The organism is Streptomyces sp. DSM 40750 (assembly GCF_024612035.1).
Taxonomy (GTDB): Bacteria; Actinomycetota; Actinomycetes; order Streptomycetales; family Streptomycetaceae; genus Streptomyces.
In genome coordinates, this window is sequence record NZ_CP102513.1 from 9,664,747 (window position 1) to 9,689,673 (window position 24,927).

Below are 24,927 nucleotides of genomic sequence, written 5' to 3' on the forward strand. Positions count from 1 at the left end.
CGTAAGCCCTTGAGGAGCTTCCTGATGTTCGAATCCGTGCGCGACGACCTCCGCACCACCCTCGACGAGATCCGCGCCGCCGGCCTGCACAAGCCCGAGCGGGTCATCGGCACCCCGCAGTCCGCGACCGTCGCCGTCACCGCGGGCGGCCGCCCCGGCGAGGTCCTCAACTTCTGCGCGAACAACTACCTCGGCCTCGCCGACCACCCCGAGGTGATCGCCGCCGCCCACGACGCCCTCGACCGCTGGGGCTACGGCATGGCCTCCGTCCGCTTCATCTGCGGTACGCAGGAGGTGCACAAGGAGCTGGAGGCCCGGCTGTCGGCGTTCCTCGGCCAGGAGGACACGATCCTCTACTCCTCCTGCTTCGACGCCAACGGCGGCGTCTTCGAGACCCTGCTCGGCCCCGAGGACGCGGTGATCTCCGACGCCCTCAACCACGCCTCGATCATCGACGGCATCCGTCTGTCCAAGGCCCGCCGCCTCCGCTACGCCAACCGCGATCTCGCCGACCTGGAACGGCAGTTGAAGGAGGCCGCCGAAGGCGGGGCCCGCCGGAAGCTGATCGTCACCGACGGCGTCTTCTCCATGGACGGCTATGTGGCCCCGCTCCGCGAGATCTGTGACCTCGCCGATCGCCACGACGCCATGGTCATGGTCGACGACTCCCACGCCGTCGGCTTCACCGGCCCCGGCGGCCGCGGCACCCCCGAACTGCACGGCGTCATGGACCGCGTCGACATCATCACCGGCACCCTCGGCAAGGCCCTCGGCGGCGCCTCCGGCGGCTACGTCGCCGCCCGCGCCGAGATCGTCGCCCTGCTGCGCCAGCGCTCCCGCCCGTACCTCTTCTCGAACACGCTCGCGCCGGTGATCGCGGCGGCCTCCCTGAAGGTGCTCGACCTCCTTGAGTCCGCCGATGGCCTGCGCGTCCGCCTCGCCGAGAACACCGCGCTGTTCCGGAGCCGGATGACCGAGGAGGGCTTCGACATCCTCCCCGGCGACCACCCCATCGCCCCCGTCATGATCGGCGACGCGACGAAGGCGGGCCGCCTCGCCGAGCTGCTCCTGGAGCGCGGCGTCTACGTGATCGGCTTCTCCTACCCGGTCGTCCCGCAGGGCCGGGCCCGCATCCGCGTCCAGCTGTCCGCCGCACACTCGACGGCGGACGTGAACCGGGCGGTGGACGCGTTCGTGGCGGCCCGGGCCGAGCTGGAGGCCTGAGCAAGACCTCGTCCGGGAAAAAGCAGGATTTGAGAGAATCGATCCCATGATCGAAGCGCGGCGGCTCCACATCCTCCGTGCGGTGGCCGACCACCGCACGGTGACGGCGGCTGCCGCCGCGCTGTATCTCACGCCGTCCGCCGTCTCCCAGCAGCTGACCGCCCTGGAGCAGGAGACGGGCCACCGTCTGGTCGAGCGCGGCGCGAAGGGCGTACGGCTCACCCCGGCCGGCGAGATCCTGCTCGGCCACACCCACGCGGTCCTCGCCCAGCTGGAGCGGGCGGCGGCGGAACTGGCCGCGTACAGCTCGGGCGCGGCCGGCACGGTCACGGTCGCCTCCTTCGCCACCGGTATCGCCCAGGTCGTGGCGCCCGCGCTGGCCCGCCTCGCCGACTCCGCGCCCGGCATCCGCATCCGCGTCCAGGACGCGGAGGGCGACGCCAGCCTCCCGATGGTCCTGGACCGCCAGGTCGACATCGCCGTCGCCGTCGAGTACCGGGGAGCCCCGGCCGCGGACGACCCGCGCCTGACCCATGTCGCGCTGTACGCCGAGCCCTTCGACGCGGTCGTCCCGGTCACCCACCGCCTGGCCGACGCCGACGAGGTCCCGCTCGCCGAACTGGCCAAGGACCCCTGGATCGGCCCCTACCCGGGCAACCCCTGCCACGACGTCGTGGTCCTGGCCTGCGAGAACGCCGGCTTCCAGCCCCGCCTCGAACACTCCTCCGACGACTTCCGCGCCGTCGTCGCCCTCGCCTCCGCCGATGCCGGTGTCGCCCTCGTACCCCGCTCCGCCCTCCGCGGCATGGACCTCGCGGGAGTCGTCGTACGCCCCGTCGACGGCGTGGCCCCCACGCGCCGCGTCTTCGCCGCCGTACGGCGGGGCGCGGAGGGGCATCCGCTGATCCGGCCGGTACTGGAGGCGCTGGGGGAGGCGGCGGAGTGAGAGAGCGCACCCCCACGGCCGCGCTCCTGAACCGCCTCTGTCATGTGCGGCCCGCTCCCGCGCTGACGACGGAGACGGGCTCGGACTCGACCTCGCTGAGCAGTTGGGACATGGTCCGGCCGTATCTGGGAGGACAGGGCCTCCGGATTCGTACGGCGGTCCGTGTCGCCGCCGGCGGCCGGGATGCGCGGCGAACTGGTCGAGGGGCGGCTCACGGCGGGCGCGGACATCGCGTACGACGGGCCGCCCGTGCCCGGTCCGGAACAGCACATCTGGGCCCAACAGCCGCCACCGGGCGGAGCTCGTCAAGCTGATGGTCCACCGGGACGCCCGCGGGCAGGGCCTCGGCCGGGCGCTCCTCGCGACGGCCGAGCGGGCGGCCGTCGACACGGGCGTCACCCTGCTCCACCTCGACACCGAGGCCGACAGTCCCGCCGAGTGCCTCTACGGCAAGGCCGGCTGGACCCGGATCGGGACGATCCCCGACTACGCGGCCGACCCGTACGGGACGCTGCGGCCGACGTCGATCTGCTATAGGAAGCTGGGAGACGGGACCGCCGGGTGATTGTCAGTGGTCACCGCTACGGTGCGTCTCATGCCGGATGCCGAAGACGTACGACGTGTCGCCCTCTCCCTGCCCGACACCACGGAGAAGGTCGCCTGGAACATGCCCACCTTCCGGGTGTCGGGGAAGATGTTCGCGACCCTGCCGGAGGACGAGACGTCCATGGCCGTGCGCTGCCCCAAGGAGGAGCGCGACGAACTGGTCCTCGCCGAGCCCGACAAGTTCTGGATCGCCGACCACGAGGCGGGCTTCGCATGGGTGAGGGTGCGCCTGTCCGCCCTGGAGGACGAGCCGGAGCTGCGCGACATCCTCGCCGACTCCTGGCGCCAGGCGGCCCCGACCGGACTCGTCGAGTCCTACCCGGAGTTGGGGCCCCCGGCCGCCGACTGACGCGGCTCGGCCCCTCGGGGGCGCCGCCGTCGGTCACCTCGGCGCCGCCGTCGACCACCTCGCCCCGGAACCCCCTGATCCGCTACCACAGGAACTCCGCGATCCGCTCCCGCAACGAGGCCGCGTCCAGCCCGTGCGCGGCCATGTGCTCCTCGACCCGCCCGTAGCGCCGTAGCTCCCGCAGGCCCACCCCCAGCCCGAGCACCCGGTGCGGCACATCGACGAGCGCGTCGTTCGCGGCGGCCGTGGAGGTGCCCGCCAGATACGGCTCGACGAGCACGACATCCGCGCCGGCCGACTCGGTGGCCCGGCGCAGCGCGGCCGTGTCGAAGGGGCGGACGGTGGTCGCGTACAGCACGGTCACGTCGAGCCCCTCCACGGCCGCGAGGACGGAGTCGAGCATCGGCCCGACGGCGACGACGACCCCGCGGCCCCCCTCGCGCACGGTGAGGAACCGCTGCCCGTCCACCGCGAGCGCCCGCCCGTTGGACTGCACGGACAGCCGTACGTACACCCTGTCGTCCTTGCCCTCGCCCGCGCCGACCGCGTGCCGGAGCAGGGTCTCGGCCTCGTCGGGATGGCCCGGCACATGCACGGTCCAGCCGTCGAGTGTGTCGAGCAGGGCCACGTCGCCGGGTGCCATGTGGGTGTAGCCGCCGGCGGGCCAGTCGAAGGAGGCGGCGGCGCTGACCAGCACCGCGCCCACATCCTGGTGCCCGAGATCCAGCTTCACCTGCTCGAAGGGCCGCTCCACCAGGAAGCTCGCGAAGGTGTGCACCACGGGCCGCATCCCGGCCAGCGCCAGGCCCGCACCCGTGCCGACCAGCAGCTGCTCCCGGATGCCGACGTTGATCACCCGGTCCGGATGCCTGCGCGCCGCCTCCGTGAAGCCGTCCCTGCCGATCTCGGCGAGGATCACCGCGATCCGGGGATCCTCGTCGAGCAGCCGGGAGGCGGTAGGGGCGAAACGGTCACGCATGGTGTCCATGGGGTCGTTATTCCTTTCGCGGAGGCGGGACAAGGTCCGGGGAGGTGAGTGGGCCAGAGGAGCCGAAGGGGCGGGCGAGGAGGAGAGGCGGGCGAGGCGGAGGGGCAGGGGCAGGGGCAGGGCGAGAGTCTGCGGGAACTCAGGCGTTCTTCGGCTCGACGCGGGCCACCACGACCCGCGGCCGCCCCGGATGCGGCGCGACGAAGGCGGCGTACAGCGCCTCGTGGTTCCGGCCGTCCACGGTCTCGGCGGACCAGCCCGCCGCCTCGAACCGCGCGGCGATCCCGCCCGGCAGGGCATGGCTGGCGGAGGAGTTGTCGATCACGACGGTGTGCAGCCGGTCGAGCCCGGCCGGCCCGGCGTACGCGATCGCCTCGTGATTGCTGCCCTCGTCCAGCTCCGCGTCGCCGATCAGCACCCACACCGCCGGGCCGACCCGCCCCTGGGCCCGCAGGCCGAGCGCCGTGCCGACCGCGATCGGCAGCCCGTGCCCGAGCGATCCGCTGCCGATCTCGGCGCCCGGCACGAGCACCCGGTCCGGGTGGTGGCCGAGCGGCGAGTCGTACGAGCCGAAGCCAGGCAGCCAGCCGACCGGCACGAAGCCCTTGGCCGCGAGGACCGCGTAGTACGCCATCGGCCCGTGCCCCTTGGACAACAAAAACCGGTCCCGCTCCGGGTCCTCCATCCGCCCCGGCCCCACCCGCAGTACCCGGTCGTAGAGCACCCACAGCACGTCCAGGGTGGAGGTGGCCGCCGGCCCATGCTTCTCGTCGCCCGTCATCAGCCCCATCAGCCGCGGCAGATCCGTGAACCCGTACGTACGCTCCGCTGTCGTCGTCATACCGACGAGCCTGCAACCTCAACTCAACTTCAGGTCAAGCGGCGGCGGAGGCGGCCCCGTGCCCCTCGATAAACGGGTGCGCGACCACCAGCCCGAGTGCGGTATTGTTTCCGTGCACGTTCAGACAGGGGAAAGTCCAGGTCAGACGGGCAACGGGACGTGGCGCAGCTTGGTAGCGCACTTGACTGGGGGTCAAGGGGTCGCAGGTTCAAATCCTGTCGTCCCGACCAGCTTTGATGCAGGTCGGAAGCCGTTCTCTCGTTAAGGGAGGGCGGCTCTTCGTGTGTCTGGAGGGCGGCTCTTCGCGTGTCTGGAGGGCCGGCGGTCGCAGGGTCGGCCTGGTGGCAGGCTGGAGGAAACGGACTGTCTCACCCGCGCCAGATCCGGGGCTCTGGCGCGGGCGGTCGCCGCAGGGCCGGTGGCCGGGCGGGATTGTTTCCCGAACGGGTCGCGCTGGCTCTGTGTTTACTGGACGCTGTCGTCGACCTTGAAGTTGTAATTGACCCGCTTGCCGTTGACCGAGGTGGCAGTGACGGTGACACCGAGGGTGTCGCTGCCGGCAGTGAGCTCGCAGCGGATCGTGGCGCCGACCCTGGCGGGGAGGTGCTCAGGGCAGGTGACCCTGTCGGGACGCTTGCCGGTGTCCGCGGCGAGCTTGTCGGCGATCGTCTGCGCGACTCGGGCCTTGTGGACGGCCCCCTCCTCGCTGACGCCCGTGTTCTCGGGCTCCGCGGGGCCGTCACTGGCCGGCTTCTCCTCGGCCGTCGGCTGTTCCTCAGCGGCGGTTGTGGCCTCGCTGGCCGTCGCCTCGTTCTTCTTGTCCACGTCGCCAATGCTCAAGGAGCATCCGGTGGCGAGAAGCACCGTCAGTGCGCCCATCGCCGCCGCGGCCGCAATCCTCTTGTTGCGCCCCGTGTACCGCATTCTGTCCCCTTGTTTATGGGTGATGAGACAAAGATCAGGAGTGCAGATCGGCTGAATCGATTCTGCGTATAAGCGGTTTGAGTTGGACCGTTACATCATCAACACCTACTGCTCCGCCGAGCGGCCCCAAGGAAGGTCGGCCCTCAGACGCGGGCGCTGTGGCAGCGGACGGCGCATGTTCCCTCCACTGCCGGATGCCCCTGTCGGTGTCGGCTCCGTACGACGGGCACAGTAGCCCGGCCCGGTCGTTGAACGTGCCGGTCGTTCGCCCCACAGGGAACGGCCGCCGCGCACACCGGAAGACGCGGAAGGCAGCGGCAGCTGGAACCAGAAGGCCGACCCTGACGACTCCATCGCACCCAGGCCGGAGGCGCATGCTGCCTTGATCGTGGATCAACTATCCTGCTTCTGTGCGGCATGGGGGATATGAGGGGAACAGGGATGGATCCGCTGAGCCGATAGACGGGCCCAGGTCCAGCGAGCGCCTGTTGAACCTGACCCTCGAGCGGTACGGGGTGTGGCTCAGGTCCACCGTGGTCTGCCTGTGCGGTGCGCTGGGCGTCGTCTCGGCGGACGTGGCGGAGATTCCCCTGGCGATGTCTCTGCTGGTGCCCGCTCTCCTCGCCTGCGGTGTGCGCCTCTACGCGCTGCGCCGCCCGCTCCCGTTCGCCCTGCTGTGGACGTTGGACGCGGCCGTGGTGGTGCTGACGGGGCTGTCCCAGCCGGTGATCGGCGGCGACGGCGCGGATGTGATGGTGGAGGCGATTGTCGGCATCAGCATCATCGCTTTCCAGTACGAGTGGGCGACGCACCCCATGGCCGGGGCTGCCCTGGCCGTGTTGGGGGCCGCCGTCTGCGCGCTCGGCGACATCCTCTCATCGCCCACGCACAGCCCCGACTTGATTCCGCTGGTGCGCATATTTGTCCAGGTGGGCCTGTCGAGGGCCGCTTACCTCGTGGTTCGGGCGCGGGCCAGGGCGGCTGACCGGTCGGCCACGGCCAGGGCGGCGTCGCGCCGGGAGGCCGAGGTCGCCGCCGCACGGAGGGCAACTGAGCGCGAGTACCTGGCGACTCTGCACGACACGGCGAGCGCGACGCTGCTGATGGTCTCCCAGGGCGACGGCCGGGACTGGTCGTGGCTGCCTCCACGTGCACGACAGGATCTGGAGGCATTGTCCGCCGTACCCGGATTCGAGACGGGGAGCGTCGACCTCGCGGCGCTGCTCGACTGTGTGCCCGAGGGTGAGGGACAGGCCAGGGTGCGGCTCAAGACGCACATCGACGGCCCGCTCACGATGCCGTCCGGCCCTGGGCTTGCGATATTCAACGGGGTCCGGGAAGCCGTCACCAATGTGGGCCGCCATGCAGGGGTGCGGGAAGCGGAGCTCAGGGCATGGATGGAGGAGGACGGCGCCGTCGTCGAACTGTCCGACGCGGGACGGGGCTTCGCCCCGGAGTCCGTCTCCGTGCGGCGCCGGGGCATCTCCGGTTCCATCGTCGGCAGGATGCACGCGGTCGGAGGCTCCGCCACGGTCGACTCGCAACCGGGCGCCGGGACCCGCGTGCAGTGGCGCTGGCACGCCCATACCCGGGCGTCACAGAAAGGGGACGGAGCGGGGGTGGCGGGCGTACATCGCTCGCCTGGCGCCCAGATACACCACACGGCTGCCGTCCGCCTCATCCGCGGGCAGCTTCTATACGGGGCCCAACTGGCCGTGCTGCTGATCAGCCTGGTGTGGCAGTTCACCATGTCGCTGAGCCAACTCACGGCCTACCAGCACGTGTACCACCCTGCGTGGGCGCAGACAGCGGCCTTCGTCTGCCTCGCCGCCGTCGCGGCGACCGGGGGCGCCTATCTGCTGCGTGGCAGGCGGATCCCGCCGAGGGTGCGCTGGTGGAGCCTGGGCTCGGTGCTGGCCGTTTCGGCGGTATGCGCGTTCACGCTCGCGCCGGAGCGGTTGACAGGTGCGGAGGACTGGGCGTTCGCGGTGGTCGGCTGGCATGCGCTGTTCCTGCTGGCAGACCTGCGGGTCAGAGTGTTCGCGGCGTTCCTCGGGGCGCATATGGGGCTCAACGCGGCCGCTGTGTTCCTGTCGGGTGCGCCGACCGCCGCGGAGTCGGCCGTCATGGGGATCTCCGCGATATCCAACTGCGGCTTCCAGCTCTCCGTCGGTGCACTGATGACGCACCTGCTCCACGGTACGGCGCCGGCAGCGGGGACCGCAGCCGCACGGGAGGAAGAACTGCGTACCCGGGAACGCATCCACGAGACCAGGCAGCGTGATCACAAGGAGCGGTACCGCGCCCTGACGGCGACGACAGTGCCGCTGCTCGTGGGCCTCGGCCACAGTGTGCTGAGCCCGCACGACGAGGAGGTCAGGCTGCGGTGCGGCGTGGAGGCCGCCCGCATGCGCCGCCTGTTCGCGGAGAGCGATGCCGTCTCCGACCCGCTGCTGAACGAGCTGCGGGCGTGCATTGAGGTGGCCGAGCACCAGGGGGCGACGGTGAACCTGGCCGTACGAGGCCGGCCGGGTGAGGTGCCTGTGGAGGTACGCAGGGAGCTGGTCGACCCGGTGGCGGTGATTCTGGGCCGCACCCGCTCGACCGCGCGGGTGACTGTCGTGTGGACACCTCGCGCGGTACGCGTGAGCGTGGTCAGCGGGGACTGCGCCGGCGGCCGTGGCACGGGAGAGGTCGCGCCGTCGCACGGCCGTGCCACGGCCGCGAAGGTGACCGTGGTCAGGACGACGCGCGGGGGAAGTGTGTGGGTGGAGGCCGGCTGGAGAAGACCGGCGGCCTCCGGAGTTGACCTGACATGAGTGACAACGCACCGGTCAGCGTGGTCGTCGTAGACGACCATCCCGCCATCCTCGCGGGCGTAGAGGCCTGGTACGCCGCATCCCGGCGGCCCATCACCGTCGTCGCGGCCGGCGGCTCCGTAGGGGAAGCCTGGACCGCGCCGGGCAGCACGGCCGACGTCGTCGTCCTTGATCTGCAACTGGGCGAGGGCGGCCCCGCCTTCGGCAGCCTTCGAAGACTCGTCGACGCCGGGCGGCAGGTGGTCGTCTATTCGATGCGGGACGACGAGAAGACAGCGCTCAACTGCCTGGACCTGGGAGCCGCGACCTTCCTGACCAAGAGCGAGGGCCGAGAGCACCTGGTCGAGGCCACCCTGGCAGCAGCCGATGAGCGGCCCTACATGCCGCCCGCGCTGGCCGGCGCGCTGGGAACGAACACCCGCGCCGACCGCCCCCAGCTCTCCGTACGCGAGGAGAACGTGCTCATCGAATGGTTCCAGTCGGAGTCGAAGGAGCTGGTCGCGCAGCGTCTCGGCATCTCCGTACGGACGGTCAACTCGTATCTGGACCGGGTGCGGATCAAGTACGCGAACGTCGGCCGCCCCGCGCGGACCAAGGCAAGCCTGGTGGCCCGGGCCATCCAGGACGGGCTGGTCGACGTCGACGACCTCTGAGCAACGGCTGACCTGCCACGACTTGATTACGCGGGTTGCGGTGCGAAGGGGAGCAGCTCGTCCGCCCCGGGCCGTACGACGCCGTAGCTGTTCTCGGGGACCTCGTTCCAGGCGCCGGGGAGATCGCCCAGGGGCTCGGAGACGACGAGGCGGGTCTCGTCGGAGACCTCCCGCAGGAAGGCCAGGTCGGGGTGGAGCGAGCGCAGCGTCTCCACGCGGGTGCTGTAGAACAGCGAGCGTGACGTTTTCCGGCTGGAGTAGCGGAAGGCCCACAGCGCCTGTCCGTCCGTCACGGCGACCGTCATCTGCAGCGGGAACTCCACCCCGTGCCGGTGACCGGTCCGTTCCACCAGGCCGGCCATGCGTGCGACGGCGCCCGGGGGGTCCTGCTCCAGGCCGAAGGTGAGGGCCAGGAAGAACATCAACTCGGAGTCCGTCGATCCCTCGATGCCGGCGAAGAGCTCCGGGGCGACGGCCAGGGCCAGGTCTCGCCGGACCAGGTGGAAGTCGGCGATCGCGCCGTTGTGCATCCACATCCAGCGGCCGTGGCGGAACGGGTGGCTGTTGGTCTGCTGCACCGCGGTACCGGTCGAGGCGCGGATGTGGGCGAAGAACAGCGGAGAGCGGACGTGGTCGGCGAGCTCCCGCAGATTGCGGTTGCTCCATGCCGGACCGGTGTCGCGGAAGACCGCGGGGGTGTCGAGGTCCGGTGAGTACCAACCGACGCCGAACCCGTCACCGTTGGTGGTCTCCACGCCCATCCGGGAATGCAGGCTCTGGTCGATCAGTGAGTGCGCCGGCCTGTACAGGATGGTGTCGAGCAGGACGGGCGTTCCCGAGTAGGCGAGCCACCGGCACATCGGCTACCACCTTCCTGGTGTTCTGCTCCGCGTCGCAGGGGGAACCGGCATTCCCATGGTCACGTGCGCGGCCATTGATCGCCACACGACGGGAACCGGAGCCGCGCCGAGTGTTCCGGTGAGAACCGCACTTTCCTCGTCTGCCGGAGTCGGGGCCCATCCGCGCGGAGTCTCTAGGCGACCGGGGACGGGCCCCTTCGGTGGGGGCGGAGCAGGGCCGCGCCGGCCGGCGTGAGGGTGTGGAGGACGGTGTTGGCGTGGCGCTGGCTCTCGATGAGGCCCGCGTCGCGCAGGACGGTCGTGTGGTGGGTCGCGGTGGCGGGGGAGACGCTGACCGCGCGGGCGAGTTCCGAGTTGGTGGCGCCGTTGGCGACGACGTTCAGTACGGCGGCACGGGTGCGCCCGAGCAGCGCGGTCAGGGGCGCGTCGGACCGGTCGGCAGATGCCCGGGGGTCCGGGCGGCTCACGGGGTACACGAGGACCGGCGGCAGGCCGGGGTCCGCGAGGGAGACCGGGGTGCGCCAGCAGAAGTACGACGGGATGAACAACAGGCCGCGGCCGTCGAGATGAAGATCGCGGGTCTCGCAGTAGTCGACCTCCAGGACGGGAGGGCGCCAGCGCGTGATCGGCGGCAGGCTGCGGAGCATGCTGTCGGTTCCGCCGTCGAGGAACGCCCGGGCCAGTCGGCCGCGTTCGGCGTCGACGCAGGCCTGCATACGGTCGCGGTACGGAGCGATGACAGCGTTGTTGTAGGCCCGCAGGACGCGCACCAGCTCTCTGCGGGCGTCCTTGTCGACCAGGGCGAAGACGGCTGACGGGGCGTCGGTGACCTGGACCAGCCGTCCGATCTCGTGCCGGACCCGGGCGGGCGGAGTGCTCAGGATCGCCGCGAGTCCGTGTTCCAGTCCTGCCCCCGCCTCGGGCGGGGTCAGGAAGTCGGGAAAGTAGGCCGCGCGGGGGAACAGCGTCAACAGGCCCAGTACGGCGGCCCCCAGACGGTTGTCGGACAGGGCGGCACGGGCCTCCCGGTACCAGCCGGCGTAGGCCCGGCGTCCGCTCTGGGTCTGGAAGCGGTGCAGGCTGGAGGCGATCTCCCACAAGGGATCGGGAGCCGCCGCGATCCTGGTCCGTATGAGATCCTCCGGGCCGAAATGGATGCGCAACATCTGTTCCCCCGGTCCCCCCGGAAGCAGCGGCCTCCCTACGGCGGCTGCGTCACCGGTTCGACGATGCCGGACGGTCTCGGCGGCGGACAACATGAAGACCGGCCATGTGCATGCTCAGGGGACTTATGGGTTCGGGTGATCACTGGGCGATCAGGTCGGCGACGGCGGCACGGATCGCGGGCAGTTGGGTGTAGAGCGTGCCGCCAGGGCAGTCGGTGGCCGCCCAGTCGAGGTGTCCGGAGATGGCGGGCCCGTCCCAGAGGGCGCCGTTGGCCGGGTTGACGTAGACCACCTTCTCCCGCTGGGGATCGATGGAGTGGCGCACCGCGAGTTCCGCGAGCAGCTGGACGAGCGCGGTACGCGCGGCGGCCGTCGGCGGGGTGCCGACCAGCGTCCCCAGCAGGGCGATCCCGACGTTTCCGGTGTTGTACCCGCCGATGTGAGCCCCGGTGACGAGCTGTCCCGCCGCGTTGTGTGCGGCATCCCCGTCGGTGCCGGACCAGCGCCCCTCGTACACCAGTCCGCTCGCGTCGATCAGGTAGTTGTACCCGATGTCGCCCCATCCCTTGGTGACTGTCTGGTCGCGGTAGATCGTGCGGACCCTGGCCGCGGGGTTGGCCTCGCCGTTCGGACTGCCGGTGTGGTGAACCGACAGGGTCTGCACGGGGTGGTACTCGGGTGACCAGGTCTCGGTGCCGTCGGGGCCGAAGCGGAGGCTCTCGTCCGCGCCCCACGCCTGTCGTGACACCAGTACGTAGTCGGCGGCGGTCTGTGACGAGGCGGCCGCGGCCCTGGTCGGACGGGAGACGGCGCCGGTCACGACGGCGGCGCCCAGGGCCCCCAGCAGCGTGCGCCGGGGTAACGCTCCGGCGGTCCGGCCTGGGCCCGCGGAGTCGGAGGGACCGGAGGGAATCGAGTGTCTGGAATTCATGTCACCCCTAACTGGAGCGGTGGTGCCTACCCCGTGAAAGGGACGCGCGTCCAGCGCGGTCCGGGCCGCGATGGACGCGCGTCGTCGATGGTGGCTCGTCCGTTCAGGTCACAGGTCGAGATTGCACACGTAGTTCGGGCTGTTCGCCCAGTAGCGCAGGCTGTTCCAGGTGTTCGGGCCGACGTACCCGTCGACGGTGAGGCCGGCGCAGGACTGGAATCGCCGGGCGGCTGTGTTGGAGAGCGGTCCGAACCTGCCGTCGACCGTCAGGTTGTCGCCCGACATGGAGAGGTTCAGATAACACTGGGCGAGCATGACGGCGGAGGGGCTCGTCGTGTCGACGGATCCCTGGCTGACCGTCGGCGGGGTCCAACTCGTGCCCCAGTAGCTGCCGCAGACACCGTCGATGGTGGGTGCGGCACTCGCGGTCTGCATACCGCCGATGCCCCCGGTCAGCAGCATGACAGTCGCGGCGATGAGCACGGCGATCCGGTTCTTTCTCATACGCGTGTCACTCCAAGGCCTCAGTCCGCATACGCGGAGCCGTTCTGGCGTGCCCTGATGTTGTAGGCGGTGCGTGGCCACTGTCACGCTTGTTCGAGCGTGGCGAAAAGACGCAGGTGGGGGGCGAGGGCGAGGGAGGAGAGGGATGTTCCGATTCCATATGGCCGCTCAGGAGTGGATCGAGCGCGGCGTCGGCTGCCTGTGCGCCCAGCATGGCGGCCGCGACGGTTCCGAGTAGCTGAACGCGCGGCGCACGGTGGTGATTCGGGGTGCGTCGGGGGTTGCCCGGTGGACTGGGTGGAGTGCCCGTCGCTTTGATGGGGACTGGCGCGGTGATCCGTGCCACCCACGATCGACGACCACGGATCGACGACCACGAGTCGACGACCACGGGTCGACGACCAGGAGTCGACGACCACGGGTCGACGACCAGGAGTCGACGACCACGGGTCGACGACCAGGAGTCGACAACCACGGGTCGACGACCAGGAGTCGACAACCACGGGTCGACGACCAGGAGTCGACAACCATGGATCGACGACCAGGAGTCGACAACCATGGATCGACGACCACGGGTCGACGACCCGGATCAACGACCACGGGTCGACGACACTCGACACGCGCCGGAGATGAGCTGCCATGGTGACCGACCGGTACGGCAACCGCCTGTACGAGTGCACCGCCGAAGGGGCGGAGCACCTGGACCGGGCCGTGGAGGGGCTGTTGTTCTTCCGGCCCGACTTCCCGAACGCGGTCGCGGACGCCGTGGCCGCGTCACCGGGCTCGCCGCTCGCCCAGGCGTTCGCGGCCTATCTGGGGGTGCTGGGCACCGAGGCGCGGGACGCCGCCGAGGCACGCCGCCGTTTCGCGGAGTTCGGCGCCGGGCTGGACCACTCGGCGCTGCCCCGGCGGGAGCGCATGCACATGGCCGCGGCGGAAGCCTGGCTCGCGGGCGACATGGGGCGGGCCGGGCAAGTCCTGGAGGAGCTGGTCGTGGAGTGCCCTCGTGACCCGCTGGCCCTGGCGGTGGGCCATCAGCTCGACTTCTTCACCGGGGACGCGACCCGGCTACGCGACCGGATCGGCGGGGCCCTGCCCGCGTGGGCGGCGGACGACCCCCATCGCGGGCCCCTGATGGGCATGTACGCCTTCGGCCTGGAGGAGTCGGGGCACTACGACCGCGCCCAGGAGGTGGGCCGGGCCGCCGTCGAGCAGAACCCCCGGGACATCTGGGCCATCCACGCGGTCGTCCATGTCCACGAGATGCGGGGGCGGTTCGCCGAGGGGATCGACTTCCTCGACGCGCGCCTCGACGACTGGGCGAGCGGCAGTCTGCTGACCGTGCACAGCTGGTGGCACTACGCCCTGTACGCCTTGGAGGCGGGCGACACCGGTACGGCCCTGCGGATCTACGACGCCGTACTGCACCACAAGGACTCGACGGGGTTCGTCATGGAACTCCTCGACGCCGCGGCCCTGTTGTGGCGGTTCCTCCTCGACGAACTGGACCAGGACGCTCGCTGGCAGACCCTCGCCGACGCGTGGGCCGCGCGTGCGGACCCGCCGTTCTACGCCTTCAACGACGTGCACGCCGTCATGGCCTTCGCGGGAGCGGGACGGCTGGAGACGGCGGACGAGTTCGTCGCCGACCGGCGGCGCTGGCTGGAGAGCCAGAAGGAGGAGCGCCCGAACACCAACCGGGTGATGACCGGCGAGATCGGCCTGCCCGTGTGCGAAGCGCTGGTGGCGTACGTCCGGGGGGACTACGCGTCGGTGGTGGAACTGCTCTGGCCGATCCGCCGTCGGCTGCACACCTTCGGCGGCAGCCATGCCCAGCGGGACGCGATCCAGCGGACGCTCCTGGAGGCGGCCATCCGCGCCCGCCGGGACGACCTGGCCCGGCTGCTGCTGGGGGAACGCACCGGCCTCAGCCCCCACAGCCCCTACAACTGGCTCGGTCAGGCCCGCCTCGCCGACGCCCTGGGCGAGGCGGGCCGCGCCGCTGTCGCCCGCGCCACGGCGAGCGAACTGGCGGCGCCCGCCGCGGCGAGGCTGAGCCGGAACCCGCACCACATGTGACGAGAGCGGTTCACGTCTGTCACGGCGGCTGCCGCGCCTCACCGTCGACGACCGCTCGGTGGTGCTGCGCCCGGTCAAGCACATGGGGCGCCTGCTGGACCACGAGGGCCGCAGCGTCGGCGTCGTACCCCTGCCTCACCCCCGAGGCGCCGACGCCCCCTCCGTACCCGTCAGCGCGCCGGATCCACCCAGGTCAGCCCGTCCTCCGAGGGCACCAGCCCACCGGGCCGCAGCGGAGCCTCGTCCTCCAACGGCCCGCCGTAGACGCCCCGTTCCTGCATCACCGAGCCCTCGTGGAACGTCCGACGGAAGGCGGGGGACTCGTAGAGCGGGTTGCGCCGGCCGTCCGAGTCCGGGAGCCGGCCCACCGCAGCGTCGAGGTCCGAGGAGGCCGCCGCCAGGCGCGCGCCCCGCTGCCCGGGATCGGCGAGCGACGCGTCGCCGGACGCCAGCCCACCCACCAGCTCCACGAACGCCTGCAGCTCCGTCGCACCGACCTTGGTCACCTTGCGGGCCGACCAGTAGTACGACCGCTCGTCCCGGTGCATGTCGTAGAAGGACACCAGGAACTCGTAGAACAGACCGTACTCGTGCCGGTAGCGCGCCTCGAACTCCTCGAAGCAGCGGGCCTCTTCGAGGGTCCCGTCGAGCGAGCTGTTGATCGCCCGCGCCGCGAGCAGCGCCCCGTACGTCGCGAGGTGCACGCCGGAGGACAGCACCGGGTCGACGAAGCAGGCGGCGTCGCCGACCAGCACCATGCCCGGCCGCCACAGTCCGGTCTTCCAGTACGACCAGTCCTTGCGGACCCGGACCTGGTCGTACGGCGCCTCGGTGGCCTGCGGCACCCCGTCGAGGAGGTCCCGCACCTCGGGGCACGAGTCGATCAGCCGCCGCCAGGCCGCGGCCGGATCTCCCTGGACCGCGGTGGCGTTCTCCCGGCTGACCACCGCGCCGACGCTCGTCAGGTCGTCCCGGAGCGGGATGTACCAGATCCAGCCCTCGTCGAAGGCCGCGCAGAAGATGTTGCCGTCGTTCGGCCTGGGCAGCCGCTCGCCGCCGGCGAAGTACCCGAACACCGCGATGTTCCGGAAGAAGTCGGAGTACGTCCGTTTCCCGCCGACATGGCCGTGGATCCGGCTGGTGTTGCCGGACGCGTCCACGACGTACCGGGCCCGGGCCTCCCGTATCTCGCCGCCGGGACCGGTCCAGCGCACGCCCCGCACCCGCTCCTCGTCGGCGACCACGTCCGAGACCCGGCAGCCCTCCCGCACGTCCACACCGATCCGGCGGGCGTTGTCCAGGAGGATCGCGTCGAACCTCGCCCGCTCGACCTGATAGGCGAACGAGGTCGGGTCGGACAGCCGCGGCGACAGCGCGAAGGAGAACTGCCACGGCTCCCGGTTCCGGCCCCAGCGGAAGGTGCCGCCGCGCTTGACCTTGAAGCCCGCCCGGGCGACCTCGTCCTCGACACCGAGGATGCGGCACAGCCCGTGGACGGTGGAGGGCAGCAGCGACTCGCCGATCTGGTACCGGGGGAACGTCTGCTGGTCCAGGAGCAGCACGCGGTGGCCGCGCAGAGCCACGGCCGACGCGACGGTCGACCCGGCCGGACCGCCGCCCACGACGATCGCGTCGAACTCCTCGCCCATGGAATCGCTCGCGGTCACTGGTCTCCTTCTGTGGTCGGTGCCGTGGGAGTGTCCGTGGCCGCCGGCGCCGGGCGGACCTCCGCGTGGCCGAGGGAGGCGAGCCAGGCGCGGATCGCCGCCACGGTGGTCGGCGCGTGCTCCCGTCCGAGCGAGAAGTGGTCGCCGGGGACGTCGACGACGTCGTGCGGCAGCGGCCAGGACGTCCGCCAGCCGTCCCCGTCCGCGCCCGCCGCCATCTCCGGGGTCGGCCGCGTGGCCCGGACCAGCAGGGTCGGGGTGTCGACCGGCTCCGGCTCCCAGTCGAGGAACATCCGGGTGTACGCGCCCATCGCCGCGATCGCGCTGTCGTCGTCACCGGTCGACGGACCCCCGGTCAGATGCGGGACCAGGGCCGCCGGCAGGGCCAGCAGCCAGTCCGTTCCGATGTGGTCCCGGTCGACGAGATACGTGTCGAGCAGCACCTGGCCCACGGGGGCGGACCCCATGGCCTCCAGCCGCCGGGTCACGACATGCGCGACCGCGCCACCGGTGGACGAACCGACGAGCACGAAGGGCCGGCCGCCCACATGCCGGACCACCGTCTCGGCATGGACACGCGCCAGCGTCTCCAGGTCCTGCGGCACCGCCGTCCCCGCGCCGACACCGGGGTGCCGCAACTCCAGGACGTCCCCCTCGCCGTCGAAGCAGGCGTGGAAGCGAGCCGCCCCTCCACCCGGACCGGGGAAAGCGGGGTGGTAACCGTTGAGGAAGACCACGACCGGGCCCTCGCCCGACCCCTCCGCCCGCCGCAGCGGCGGCAGGGCATGCCGTGCGCTGCTCGACGCGTCGAACGTCGGTACGGCCCATGAGGCGGTGACCACCATGTGCATCGCGGCGACCACCTGGCCGGCCTCGCAGACCCGCCGGTAGAGCGAGGAGAGGGACTGCACGGGCCGTTCCCCGGGCGCCTGCTCGGGTTCGCGGTCCTGCGGCAGGTCGTCGAGGAGACCCAGAACGTGCCGGGCCAGGCTGTCCGCCGTGGGGTGCTCGAAGACCACGGCGGCGGACAACCGGAGCCGTAGCGCCAGGCTCAGCCGGTTGCGGACCTGGACCGCCATCAGTGAGTCGAAGCCCAGCTCGTCGAAGGACTTGCCGACCGGCAGCGCGTCGGCACTCGGATGACCGAGTACGACGGCCACATCGGCGAGCATCAACTGCGCGAGCACGCCCGCCCGTTGGGCGACGGGCAGCTCGGCCAGCACCTTCCGCCAGGCGCCGGGTTCCAGGAGGTCCGGTGAGTCGTGGTCATCGGCTGCTGCCGTCCCGGCCCCCGCGGCCGGTCGTCGGGTGCGTGCCGGTTCCTGCCCTCGCAGGAGCGGTGGCAGTGGACCCCGCGCGGAGCGCAGAGCGGACCGGTCCAGCAGGATCGGCGCCAGTACGGGTCCGCCGTCGCGTAACGCCGCGTCGAAGAGCGCGAGCCCCTGCTCCACGGTGAGGGGCCGGAGCACGTCACCATCGGTCTCCGGATGCCGTACCGGCTCCCGGCGCCGCGGGTCCGCGGCCATGCCGTCGCCGTGCTCCCACGGGCCCCAGGCCAAGGACAGGGCGGGCAGCCCCAGTGCGGTGCGGTGGAGGGCGAGGGCGTCCAGGAAGGAGTTCGCCGCCGCGTAGTTGCCCTGCCCAGCCCGGCCGAGCAGACCCGACACCGAGGAGAACAGCACGAACGCCGACAGCTCCAAGTCCCGCGTCAGTTCGTGCAGATACCAGGCCGCGTCCGCCTTCGGCCGCAGCACCGCCGCCATCCGCTCGGGCGTCAGGGCGGCCAGTACGCCGTCGTCGAGTACCCCGGCCGCATGTACGACCGCGCTCAGCGCGGGCTCACATCCCTTGACCACCTCGGCGAGCGCCGCCCGGTCACCCACGTCGCACGCGACGATCCCGACCTCGGCTCCCCACTCCTCCAGCTCGGCGCGCAGGTCCCCGGCACCAGGCGCGTCGAGGCCACGGCGTGAGGTGAGCACCAGGTGTCGTACGCCGTGTGCCGTGACCAGATGCCGGGCGAGTGCCGCGCCGAGGGCACCGGTACCGCCGGTGATCAGGACGGTGCCGGTCGGGCCGAAGGCGTCGGAGGTGTCGAAGGCGTCGAGGGTGTCGGAGGCGGGCCGGTGGAGGTCGGGTGCGCGTCCGGACGGCGCTTCGAGGGCCTGGGTCAGCCGTGGCGCCATCAACTGTCCTGCGTGGATGACGATTTGGGCCTCACCGGTGGCCATGGCCGCCGGGATCAGCCGTACGGACTCGGGCCCTCCGTCCACGTCGACCAGGACGACCCGGCCGGGCACCTCGGACTGGGCCGTACGCACCAGCCCCCACACCGCCGCACCGGCCAGATCCGGCGTCGGTGCGGTGGCGTTCCGCGTCACGACCAGCAGACGGGAACCGGCCGTGCGCGGATCGTCCTGCCAGTCCTGGAGGGTTCGCAGCACGCGATCGGTCAACTGCCGTACGGCGGTGGGCGCGTCGTCGGACATCGGCGGACCGACGGCGGTGAGGACCATGGCGTCCGGTTCGACGGCGGTGGCGACCGCGTCCGGTTCGAGGAGGGCCGTTGCGACGACATCGGAGATCGCCTCGCGGAGGTTCAACTCGTCAGGTCCCACGAGTTCCCAGCGCGGCTGTCCGGATGCGTGTTTCCGCGTCTCGCCGGGCGGCAGTCCGAAGGCCGTCCACTCGGGGCGCAACAGAGCCCGTCGTGCCACATCCCCGGCCGGTTCGGCCGGTTCGGCCGTCTCGGCGGGGAGTTCGCGGGTGGTCAGCGAGTCCACCCGTGCCACTGGGCGGCCCGTCGGATCGGCGAGCGTCACCGTGACCGTCTCCGGCCCGGCGGGGGTCACCCGTACGCGTAGCTCCGACGCGCCCGACGCGTACAGCCGCACACCGTTCCAGGCGAACGGCACCCGGACCGCGCCGGACCCGGCATCCGGCCTCGTTCCCGTTCCCGTTCCCGTGAGCAGTGGGGCGTGCAGTGCCGCGTCCAGCAGCGCCGGATGGATCCCGAACCGTTCGGCGCCCGCCGACCCGCCCTCGGGCAGCCGTACATCGGCGAGCAGTTCGTCGCCCAGCCGCCATGCCGCCCGTACGCCCCGGAAGGCCGGGCCGTAGGAGAGACCGGCCTCCGCGAGTGTGTCGTAGGCGTCCGTGAGGTCGACCTCGGTCGCGCCCGGCGGTGGCCACTGCGAGGGTCCTGTCTCCGACCAGGCTGCCGGGGATGCCGGGGACATTTCCGGCGGACCCGACGTCTCCGGGGCCGACGCCGTGCCGACCAGCCCTGTCGCATGCCGGGTCCAACCAGGTTCCGTGTCGGCGTCGGTCGGCTCCTCGGGCCGGGAGTAGATGTCGACCGGCCGACGGCCGGAGTCGTCGGCCCCGCCCACCACGACCTGCACGCGTACCCCGGCGGCGGGCAGGGCCAGCGGCGCCAGCAGCACGAGTTCGTCGAGGGTGTCGCAGCCGACCTCGTCGCCCGCCAGGACGGCCGTCTCCACGAAGACCGTCGCGGGGACGAGGACGGTCCCGGCGATCACATGGTCGGTGAGCCAGGGGTGGGCCGTGGGGGAGAGGTGGCCGGAGAGCACGGTCCGGCCGGTGTCCGGGACCGTGAAGGCCGGGCCCAGCAGGGGGTGACCAGGGGGAGCCGCCGTAGGGGCCGGGGCGGGGGACGGGGTCAGCCAGTACCGCCGGCGCTGGAAGGCGTAGGTCGGCAGGTCCACCCGCCGGGCCTCGGTGCCCGCGAAGACGGCGGGCCAGTCGACGCGTGCTCCGCGCACATGGAGCCGGGCCACGGCCGACAGCAAGGTCTCCGGTTCGCGCTCGCCGGCCCGGGTGGCGGCGGCGAAGAGAGGCCCCGTGCCGCCGTCGTCCGGACCGGGCAGACAGTCCTCGGCCGTGGCGGTGAGCGCGGCGCGGGGGCCGAGTTCCAGGAACGCCGTCACCCCGTTGTCGCCGAGCCACCGCACGGTGTCGGCGAACCGCACCGGCAGCCGGGCGTGCCGTACCCAGTACTCCGGGGAGCACAACTCGTCCGCGTCGGCCGGCCGGCCCGTGACCGCCGAGACCACCGGGATACGCGGCGGCCGGAAGGTCAGCCCCTCGGCGACCCGGCGGAACTCGTCGAGCATCGGCTCCACCAGTGGCGAGTGGAAGGCGTGCCCGACCCGAAGCCGTACGGCCCTCCGCCCACGCACCTCGAACCCGGCGGCCACGGCGAGCACCGCGTCCCGTACGCCGGAGATCACCACGGAGCGGGGCCCGTTCACGGAGGCGATTCCCACCCCGGCGCCGGCGCCGGCGAGCGTGGTGAGGACTTCCTCCTCCGTCGCGTGCACCGACACCATCGCCCCGCCCTCGGGCAGCGCCTGCATCAGCCGGCCGCGCGCCGCGACGAGCGTCGCCGCGTCGGTCAGGTCCAGTACGCCGGCGATGTGGGCCGCCGCCAGTTCGCCGACGGAGTGCCCGGCCAGGAAGTCGGCGCGAAGTCCCCAGGACTCCAGCAGCCGGAACAGCGCCACCTCGAAGGCGAACAGGCCCGCCTGGGTGAAGTCCGTACGGTCGAGGAGGGCGGCCTCCGGTGAACCGGGCTCGGCGGAGAGCACCACGTCCAGCGGCCGTTCGAGCCGGCTGTCCAGTGCCCGGCACACCTCGGCGGAGGCTGCCGCGAAGACGGGGAAAGCGGCGCTCAACTCGGCGCCCATACGGGCACGTTGGGCCCCCTGACCGGTGAACAGGAAAGCCGTGCGGATATGCGGATCGGCGACCGCCCGTTCCGCCCCGGCGCCGTGCGCGCCCTCGGCGACCGCCTCCAGCGCGGTGAGCATCCGCGCCCGATCGCCGGGCGGCACCATCGCCCGGTGGGTCAGTGCCGACCGTGACACGGCCAGGGAGAAACCGATGTCGGCCGTCGACAACTCGGGCCCCGTCACCGCCAGTTGGGCCGCCAGCCGACGGGCCTGGTCGCGCAGGGCACCCTCGTCGGCCCCGGAGAGCAGCCAGGGGGCGGACAGGGGCGGGGCCACGCGGGTGGAGTGGGGCAGCGCCGTGGTCGCGCGGGTGGTGTCGGGCGGCGGCTGGGGGGCCTCCTCCAGGATCACATGGGCGTTGGTCCCGCCGATGCCGAACGCCGACACCCCGGCCCGGCGCGGCCTGCCCTCGGTCGGCGGCCACGGCCGGGCGGCGGCCAACGGTTCCACTCGGCCGGTGGACCAGTCGACATGCGGCGAAGGGGTCTCGGCGTAGAGGGATCGCGGCAGTTCCCCGTGCCGCATCGCCTGCACCATCTTGATGACGCCCGCGACACCGGCGGCCGCCTGCGTGTGCCCGAGGTTGGATTTGACCGAGCCCAGCCACACCGGGGGCAGGTCCTCGCCGCGCCCCTGCCCGTACGTGGCCAGCAGAGCCCGGGCCTCGACGGGGTCGCCCAGGGTCGTGCCCGTGCCGTGGGCCTCGATCGCGTCCACAGCGTCCGCGTGAAGCCCGGAGTCGGCCAACACCCGTTCGATCAGGCGCTGTTGGGCCTGCCCGTTCGGAGCGCTGAGGCCGTTGGACGCGCCGTCGGAGTTGACGGCGGAGCCGCGCAGCACGGCCAGGACCGGGTGACCGTTGCGGCGGGCGTCGGAGAGACGTTCCAGGAGCACCAGGCCGACGCCCTCGGCCCAGGCGGTGCCGTCGGCGGAGGCGGAGAAGGACTTGCAGCGGCCGTCGGGGGAGAGCCCGCGTTGCCGGCTGAACACCGTGAAGGCCTTCGGAGTCGACATCACCGTGACCCCGCCGGCCAGGGCCAGGGAGCACTCGCCGGAACGCAGCGCCGCGGCCGCCCAGTGCAAGGCCACCAGAGAGGAGGAACAGGCGGTGTCGACCGTGATCGACGGTCCGCGCAGCCCGTACACGTACGAGATCCGGCCGGCCGCCACACTGCCGGAGGTGCCCAGTCCCAGATGCGCCTCCAGCTCGTGGTGGGGCAGGCCGACGGAGTAGTCGGCGTGCATCATGCCGACGAAGACCCCGGTCTCGCTGTCGCGCAGCGCGGCCGGGGCGATGCCGGCCCGCTCCCAGACCTCCCACGAGGTCTCCAGCAGCAGCCGCTGCTGCGGGTCCGTCGCCAGTGCCTCGCGCGGCGATATCCCGAAGAGCCCCGCGTCGAACTCCCCGGCCCGGTGCAGGAATCCGCCGCGCCGGGTGTAGGACGTGCCGATCCGGTCCGGGTCGGGATCGTAGAGGGCGGCCAGGTCCCAGCCCCGGTCGGTGGGAAAGTCCGAGGTGGCGTCCCGGCCTTCCGACACCAGCCGCCACAGGTCCTCCGGCGAGTACACGTCTCCGGGATAGCGGCAGCCCATGGCGACGATCACCACCGGATCGTCCGCCGCCCCGCTCTGTGCCACCGTCGCGCCGGCCTGCCGTACGGCGTCGTCCATCGGGCCGAAGAGTGTGGTGTGGATCGACCGGGCGAGGTCCGCCGGAGTGGGATGGTCGAACACCAGCGTCGAGGGGAGGCGCAGTCCGGTCGCCTCGCCCAGCCGCTCGATCAGGGTGACGGCACCCGCGGACGTCAGCCCGAGATCGGTGAACGGGTCCTCGGCGTCGAGCCGTTGGTACGGTCCGCCGCCGCACACCTCGGCCGTCTCGGCGAGCACCGCCTCGCGCAGCGCCCGCTCCCGCCCTTCCGGCGGCAGAGCCGGCAGCCGTAGGCGCAGCGACCCGTCGGCCGGCGTGGTGGTGGCGGCCGACGGCCCGGGTGCCGGACGGGCGGCCGGTTCCGAAACGGTCGGCCGCCGGGCCGGGTCCGGGACGACGACCGCGTGCCGGGCGATCTTCCCGGACGCCGTACGCGGCACCGCGGCGATCTCGTGGATCTCGGCCGGCAGCTTGTACTCGGCCAGCCGGGTCCGGCACGCGGCCAGTACGCGCTGTGGGTCGAACCCGTCCGGACCCGGTACGACGAAGGCCACCGGCACCTCGCCGAGGACGTCGTGCGGCACACCCACCACCACCGCGTCCGTGACGCTGGGGCTGTGCAGCAGGGCCTGTTCGATCTCGGTGGGGTGGATGTTCTCGCCGCCCCGGTTGATCAGTTCGCCGACCCGGCCGGTGAGGACGAGATGGCCGTGCTCGGCGCGGCGGCCGAGGTCGCCGGTGCGGTACCAGCCGTCCGTGAGCGCCGCCGCCGTCGCCTCGGGCCGGTTGTGATAGCCGGTCATGAGGCCCGGGCCGCGTACCCAGATCTCGCCCTCGACGCCGTCCGCGACATCGTTGCCAGGACCCGGATCGACGACCCGTACGTCGACGCCCGGCACCGGCGGCCCGCACGAACCGTCGACCCTCGGCCCGTCCGGCCGGTTCACCGCGATCATCCCGCAGGTCTCGGTGCTGCCGTACGCGTCGAGCAGCGGCGCGCCCAGCGCCCGCTCCACGGCTCGGCGCAGGGCGGGGGAACTCGGTGCGCCCGCCACGACACAGGTCCGCAGGCCCGTCGGCAAGGGGGCGTCCTCGGCCGACTCCACCAGCCGGTGGTAGATCGCGGGCACTCCGGCCAGGACCGTGTAGGGGCCGTCGAGGGCCTTGTGCGGGGCGCGCAGTTCCCGCCACAGGCCGTCGGGCGGGAGGAGTTCGGCGGTGATGCGGGCGCTCGCGCCGACGGCGGTGACGCCCAGGATCGCTAGGGAGTGCCCGAAGCTGTGGAACAGCGGCAGGGGCCACAGCAGCCGGTCCTCCGGCGAGAGGCCGAAGATCGGGGCGTAGCAGGCGGCCACCGACCACAGGGCGGCGCGCTGGGTGGACAGCACGCCCTTGGGGCGGTGGGTGGTGCCCGAGGTGTAGAGCATCCAGGCCGGCTCGTCGAGCCCGAGATCGTCCCGGGGCGCCGGGGAGCCCGGCGCTGTCCCGTCGGCCACCGCGGTCTCGAAGAGAACCGTGCCGTCGGGTGCGTCCGCCGGAACCGGTCCCGGGCCGGTCAGCAGGACGCGTGGACAGGTCCGGCCGGTGGCGCGGCGCAGGCGGGGGAGTAGCGCGGGGTCGGTGATGACGACCGAGGCGCCGCTGTCCTTGAGGAAGTGGGCCAGTTCGGCGTCGGAGGAGCGGGGGTTGAGGGGGACCCCGACGCCGCCGGCCCGGACGGTGGCGAGGACGCTCTCCACCATCTCCACGCGGTTGCCGAGGCAGATCGCGACCCGGTCGCCGCGCGCCAGGCCCGTCCGGGCGAGAGACGCGGCGAGCCCGCCGGTGCGCCGCGCCAACTCGGCATGGGTGACGGCGCGCAGATCGTCGGCGAAGGCCACCCGCGCCGGTGACGTCTCGGCGTGCGCCTTCAGTAACTCCGGCAGCGGTCGTATCAGCTCGTTCCGGTCCATGCGCAGCCTCCCC

General features: G+C 72.1%; 16 protein-coding genes and 1 tRNA gene. 8 read left to right on the top strand and 9 right to left on the bottom strand.

Annotated elements, in window-relative coordinates; all coding sequences use genetic code 11:
• Nucleotides 1–24: 24 nt before the first annotated feature.
• The 4 genes from JIX55_RS42325 to JIX55_RS42345 are packed head-to-tail and all read left to right on the top strand — an operon-like array spanning nt 25 to nt 3,125.
• Nucleotides 25–1,224: a glycine C-acetyltransferase gene (locus tag JIX55_RS42325; protein WP_257568506.1), complete on the top strand. Its 1,200-nt coding sequence runs from the start codon at nt 25–27 to the stop codon at nt 1,222–1,224.
• 46 nt (nt 1,225–1,270) lie between these two features.
• On the top strand, nt 1,271–2,170 hold the full coding sequence (locus tag JIX55_RS42330) for a LysR family transcriptional regulator (RefSeq protein ID WP_257568507.1): 900 nt from the start codon (nt 1,271–1,273) through the stop codon (nt 2,168–2,170).
• Nucleotides 2,171–2,207: 37 nt separating this feature from the next.
• Entirely contained in the window at nt 2,208–2,735 is a 528-nt protein-coding gene (locus JIX55_RS51660; RefSeq protein WP_443046752.1) for a GNAT family N-acetyltransferase, read from the top strand.
• A gap of 30 nt (nt 2,736–2,765) precedes the next feature.
• Nucleotides 2,766–3,125 carry an MmcQ/YjbR family DNA-binding protein gene (locus tag JIX55_RS42345; RefSeq protein ID WP_257568508.1) on the top strand — a complete coding sequence of 120 codons (360 nt, stop codon included), beginning with the start codon at nt 2,766–2,768 and terminating at the stop codon, nt 3,123–3,125.
• Between the two features lie 82 nt (nt 3,126–3,207).
• Here the strand turns inward: JIX55_RS42345 and JIX55_RS42350 are convergent, their stop codons facing one another.
• Together JIX55_RS42350 and JIX55_RS42355 are read right to left on the bottom strand one after the other, a co-directional pair.
• Entirely contained in the window at nt 3,208–4,113 is a 906-nt protein-coding gene (locus JIX55_RS42350; RefSeq protein WP_257568509.1) for a transketolase family protein, read from the bottom strand.
• A 139-nt stretch (nt 4,114–4,252) separates the two neighbouring features.
• On the bottom strand, nt 4,253–4,954 hold the full coding sequence (locus JIX55_RS42355; protein WP_257568510.1) for a transketolase: 702 nt from the start codon (nt 4,952–4,954) through the stop codon (nt 4,253–4,255).
• A gap of 153 nt (nt 4,955–5,107) precedes the next feature.
• On the opposite strand from JIX55_RS42355, the gene JIX55_RS42360 reads away from it, so the two are divergent.
• A tRNA-Pro gene (locus tag JIX55_RS42360) sits at nt 5,108–5,184 on the top strand.
• Nucleotides 5,185–5,419: 235 nt separating this feature from the next.
• On the opposite strand, the gene JIX55_RS42365 is transcribed toward JIX55_RS42360, so the two are convergent.
• Complete coding sequence (locus tag JIX55_RS42365) at nt 5,420–5,878, bottom strand: DUF4333 domain-containing protein (RefSeq protein WP_257568511.1); 459 nt, start codon at nt 5,876–5,878, stop codon at nt 5,420–5,422.
• Nucleotides 5,879–6,366: 488 nt separating this feature from the next.
• Here JIX55_RS42365 and JIX55_RS42370 point away from each other — a divergent pair, with 488 nt between their 5' ends.
• Entirely contained in the window at nt 6,367–8,697 is a 2,331-nt protein-coding gene (locus tag JIX55_RS42370; protein WP_257568512.1) for a sensor histidine kinase, read from the top strand.
• The gene (locus tag JIX55_RS42375) at nt 8,694–9,350 is read left to right on the top strand and encodes a response regulator transcription factor (RefSeq protein WP_257568513.1); all 657 of its coding nucleotides are present in this window, start codon (nt 8,694–8,696) and stop codon (nt 9,348–9,350) included. Before JIX55_RS42370 ends, JIX55_RS42375 begins: the two co-directional genes overlap by 4 nt.
• A gap of 26 nt (nt 9,351–9,376) precedes the next feature.
• Here the strand turns inward: JIX55_RS42375 and JIX55_RS42380 are convergent, their stop codons facing one another.
• The 4 genes from JIX55_RS42380 to JIX55_RS42395 form a co-directional block, all read right to left on the bottom strand.
• A complete protein-coding gene (locus JIX55_RS42380) occupies nt 9,377–10,210 on the bottom strand; it encodes a class II glutamine amidotransferase (RefSeq protein WP_257568514.1) in 834 nt (277 codons plus the stop codon).
• 173 nt (nt 10,211–10,383) lie between these two features.
• Nucleotides 10,384–11,376 (bottom strand): ArsR/SmtB family transcription factor, encoded by a 993-nt coding sequence (locus tag JIX55_RS42385; RefSeq protein WP_257568515.1) that lies wholly within the window; start codon nt 11,374–11,376, stop codon nt 10,384–10,386.
• A 139-nt stretch (nt 11,377–11,515) separates the two neighbouring features.
• Nucleotides 11,516–12,307 carry an N-acetylmuramoyl-L-alanine amidase gene (locus tag JIX55_RS42390; RefSeq protein ID WP_257568516.1) on the bottom strand — a complete coding sequence of 264 codons (792 nt, stop codon included), beginning with the start codon at nt 12,305–12,307 and terminating at the stop codon, nt 11,516–11,518.
• A 108-nt stretch (nt 12,308–12,415) separates the two neighbouring features.
• Entirely contained in the window at nt 12,416–12,811 is a 396-nt protein-coding gene (locus JIX55_RS42395) for a peptidoglycan-binding domain-containing protein (RefSeq protein ID WP_257568517.1), read from the bottom strand.
• 639 nt (nt 12,812–13,450) lie between these two features.
• Between JIX55_RS42395 and JIX55_RS42400 the strand changes: the two genes are divergently transcribed.
• Nucleotides 13,451–14,890, top strand: a complete 1,440-nt coding sequence (locus tag JIX55_RS42400; RefSeq protein ID WP_257568518.1) for a tetratricopeptide repeat protein — start codon at nt 13,451–13,453, stop codon at nt 14,888–14,890.
• Nucleotides 14,891–15,060: 170 nt separating this feature from the next.
• On the opposite strand, the gene JIX55_RS42405 is transcribed toward JIX55_RS42400, so the two are convergent.
• Nucleotides 15,061–16,539: a tryptophan 7-halogenase gene (locus JIX55_RS42405; protein ID WP_257569672.1), complete on the bottom strand. Its 1,479-nt coding sequence runs from the start codon at nt 16,537–16,539 to the stop codon at nt 15,061–15,063.
• 14 nt (nt 16,540–16,553) lie between these two features.
• The gene (locus JIX55_RS42410; protein ID WP_257568519.1) at nt 16,554–24,914 is read right to left on the bottom strand and encodes a type I polyketide synthase; all 8,361 of its coding nucleotides are present in this window, start codon (nt 24,912–24,914) and stop codon (nt 16,554–16,556) included.
• Between the last annotated feature and the right edge of the window lie 13 nt (nt 24,915–24,927).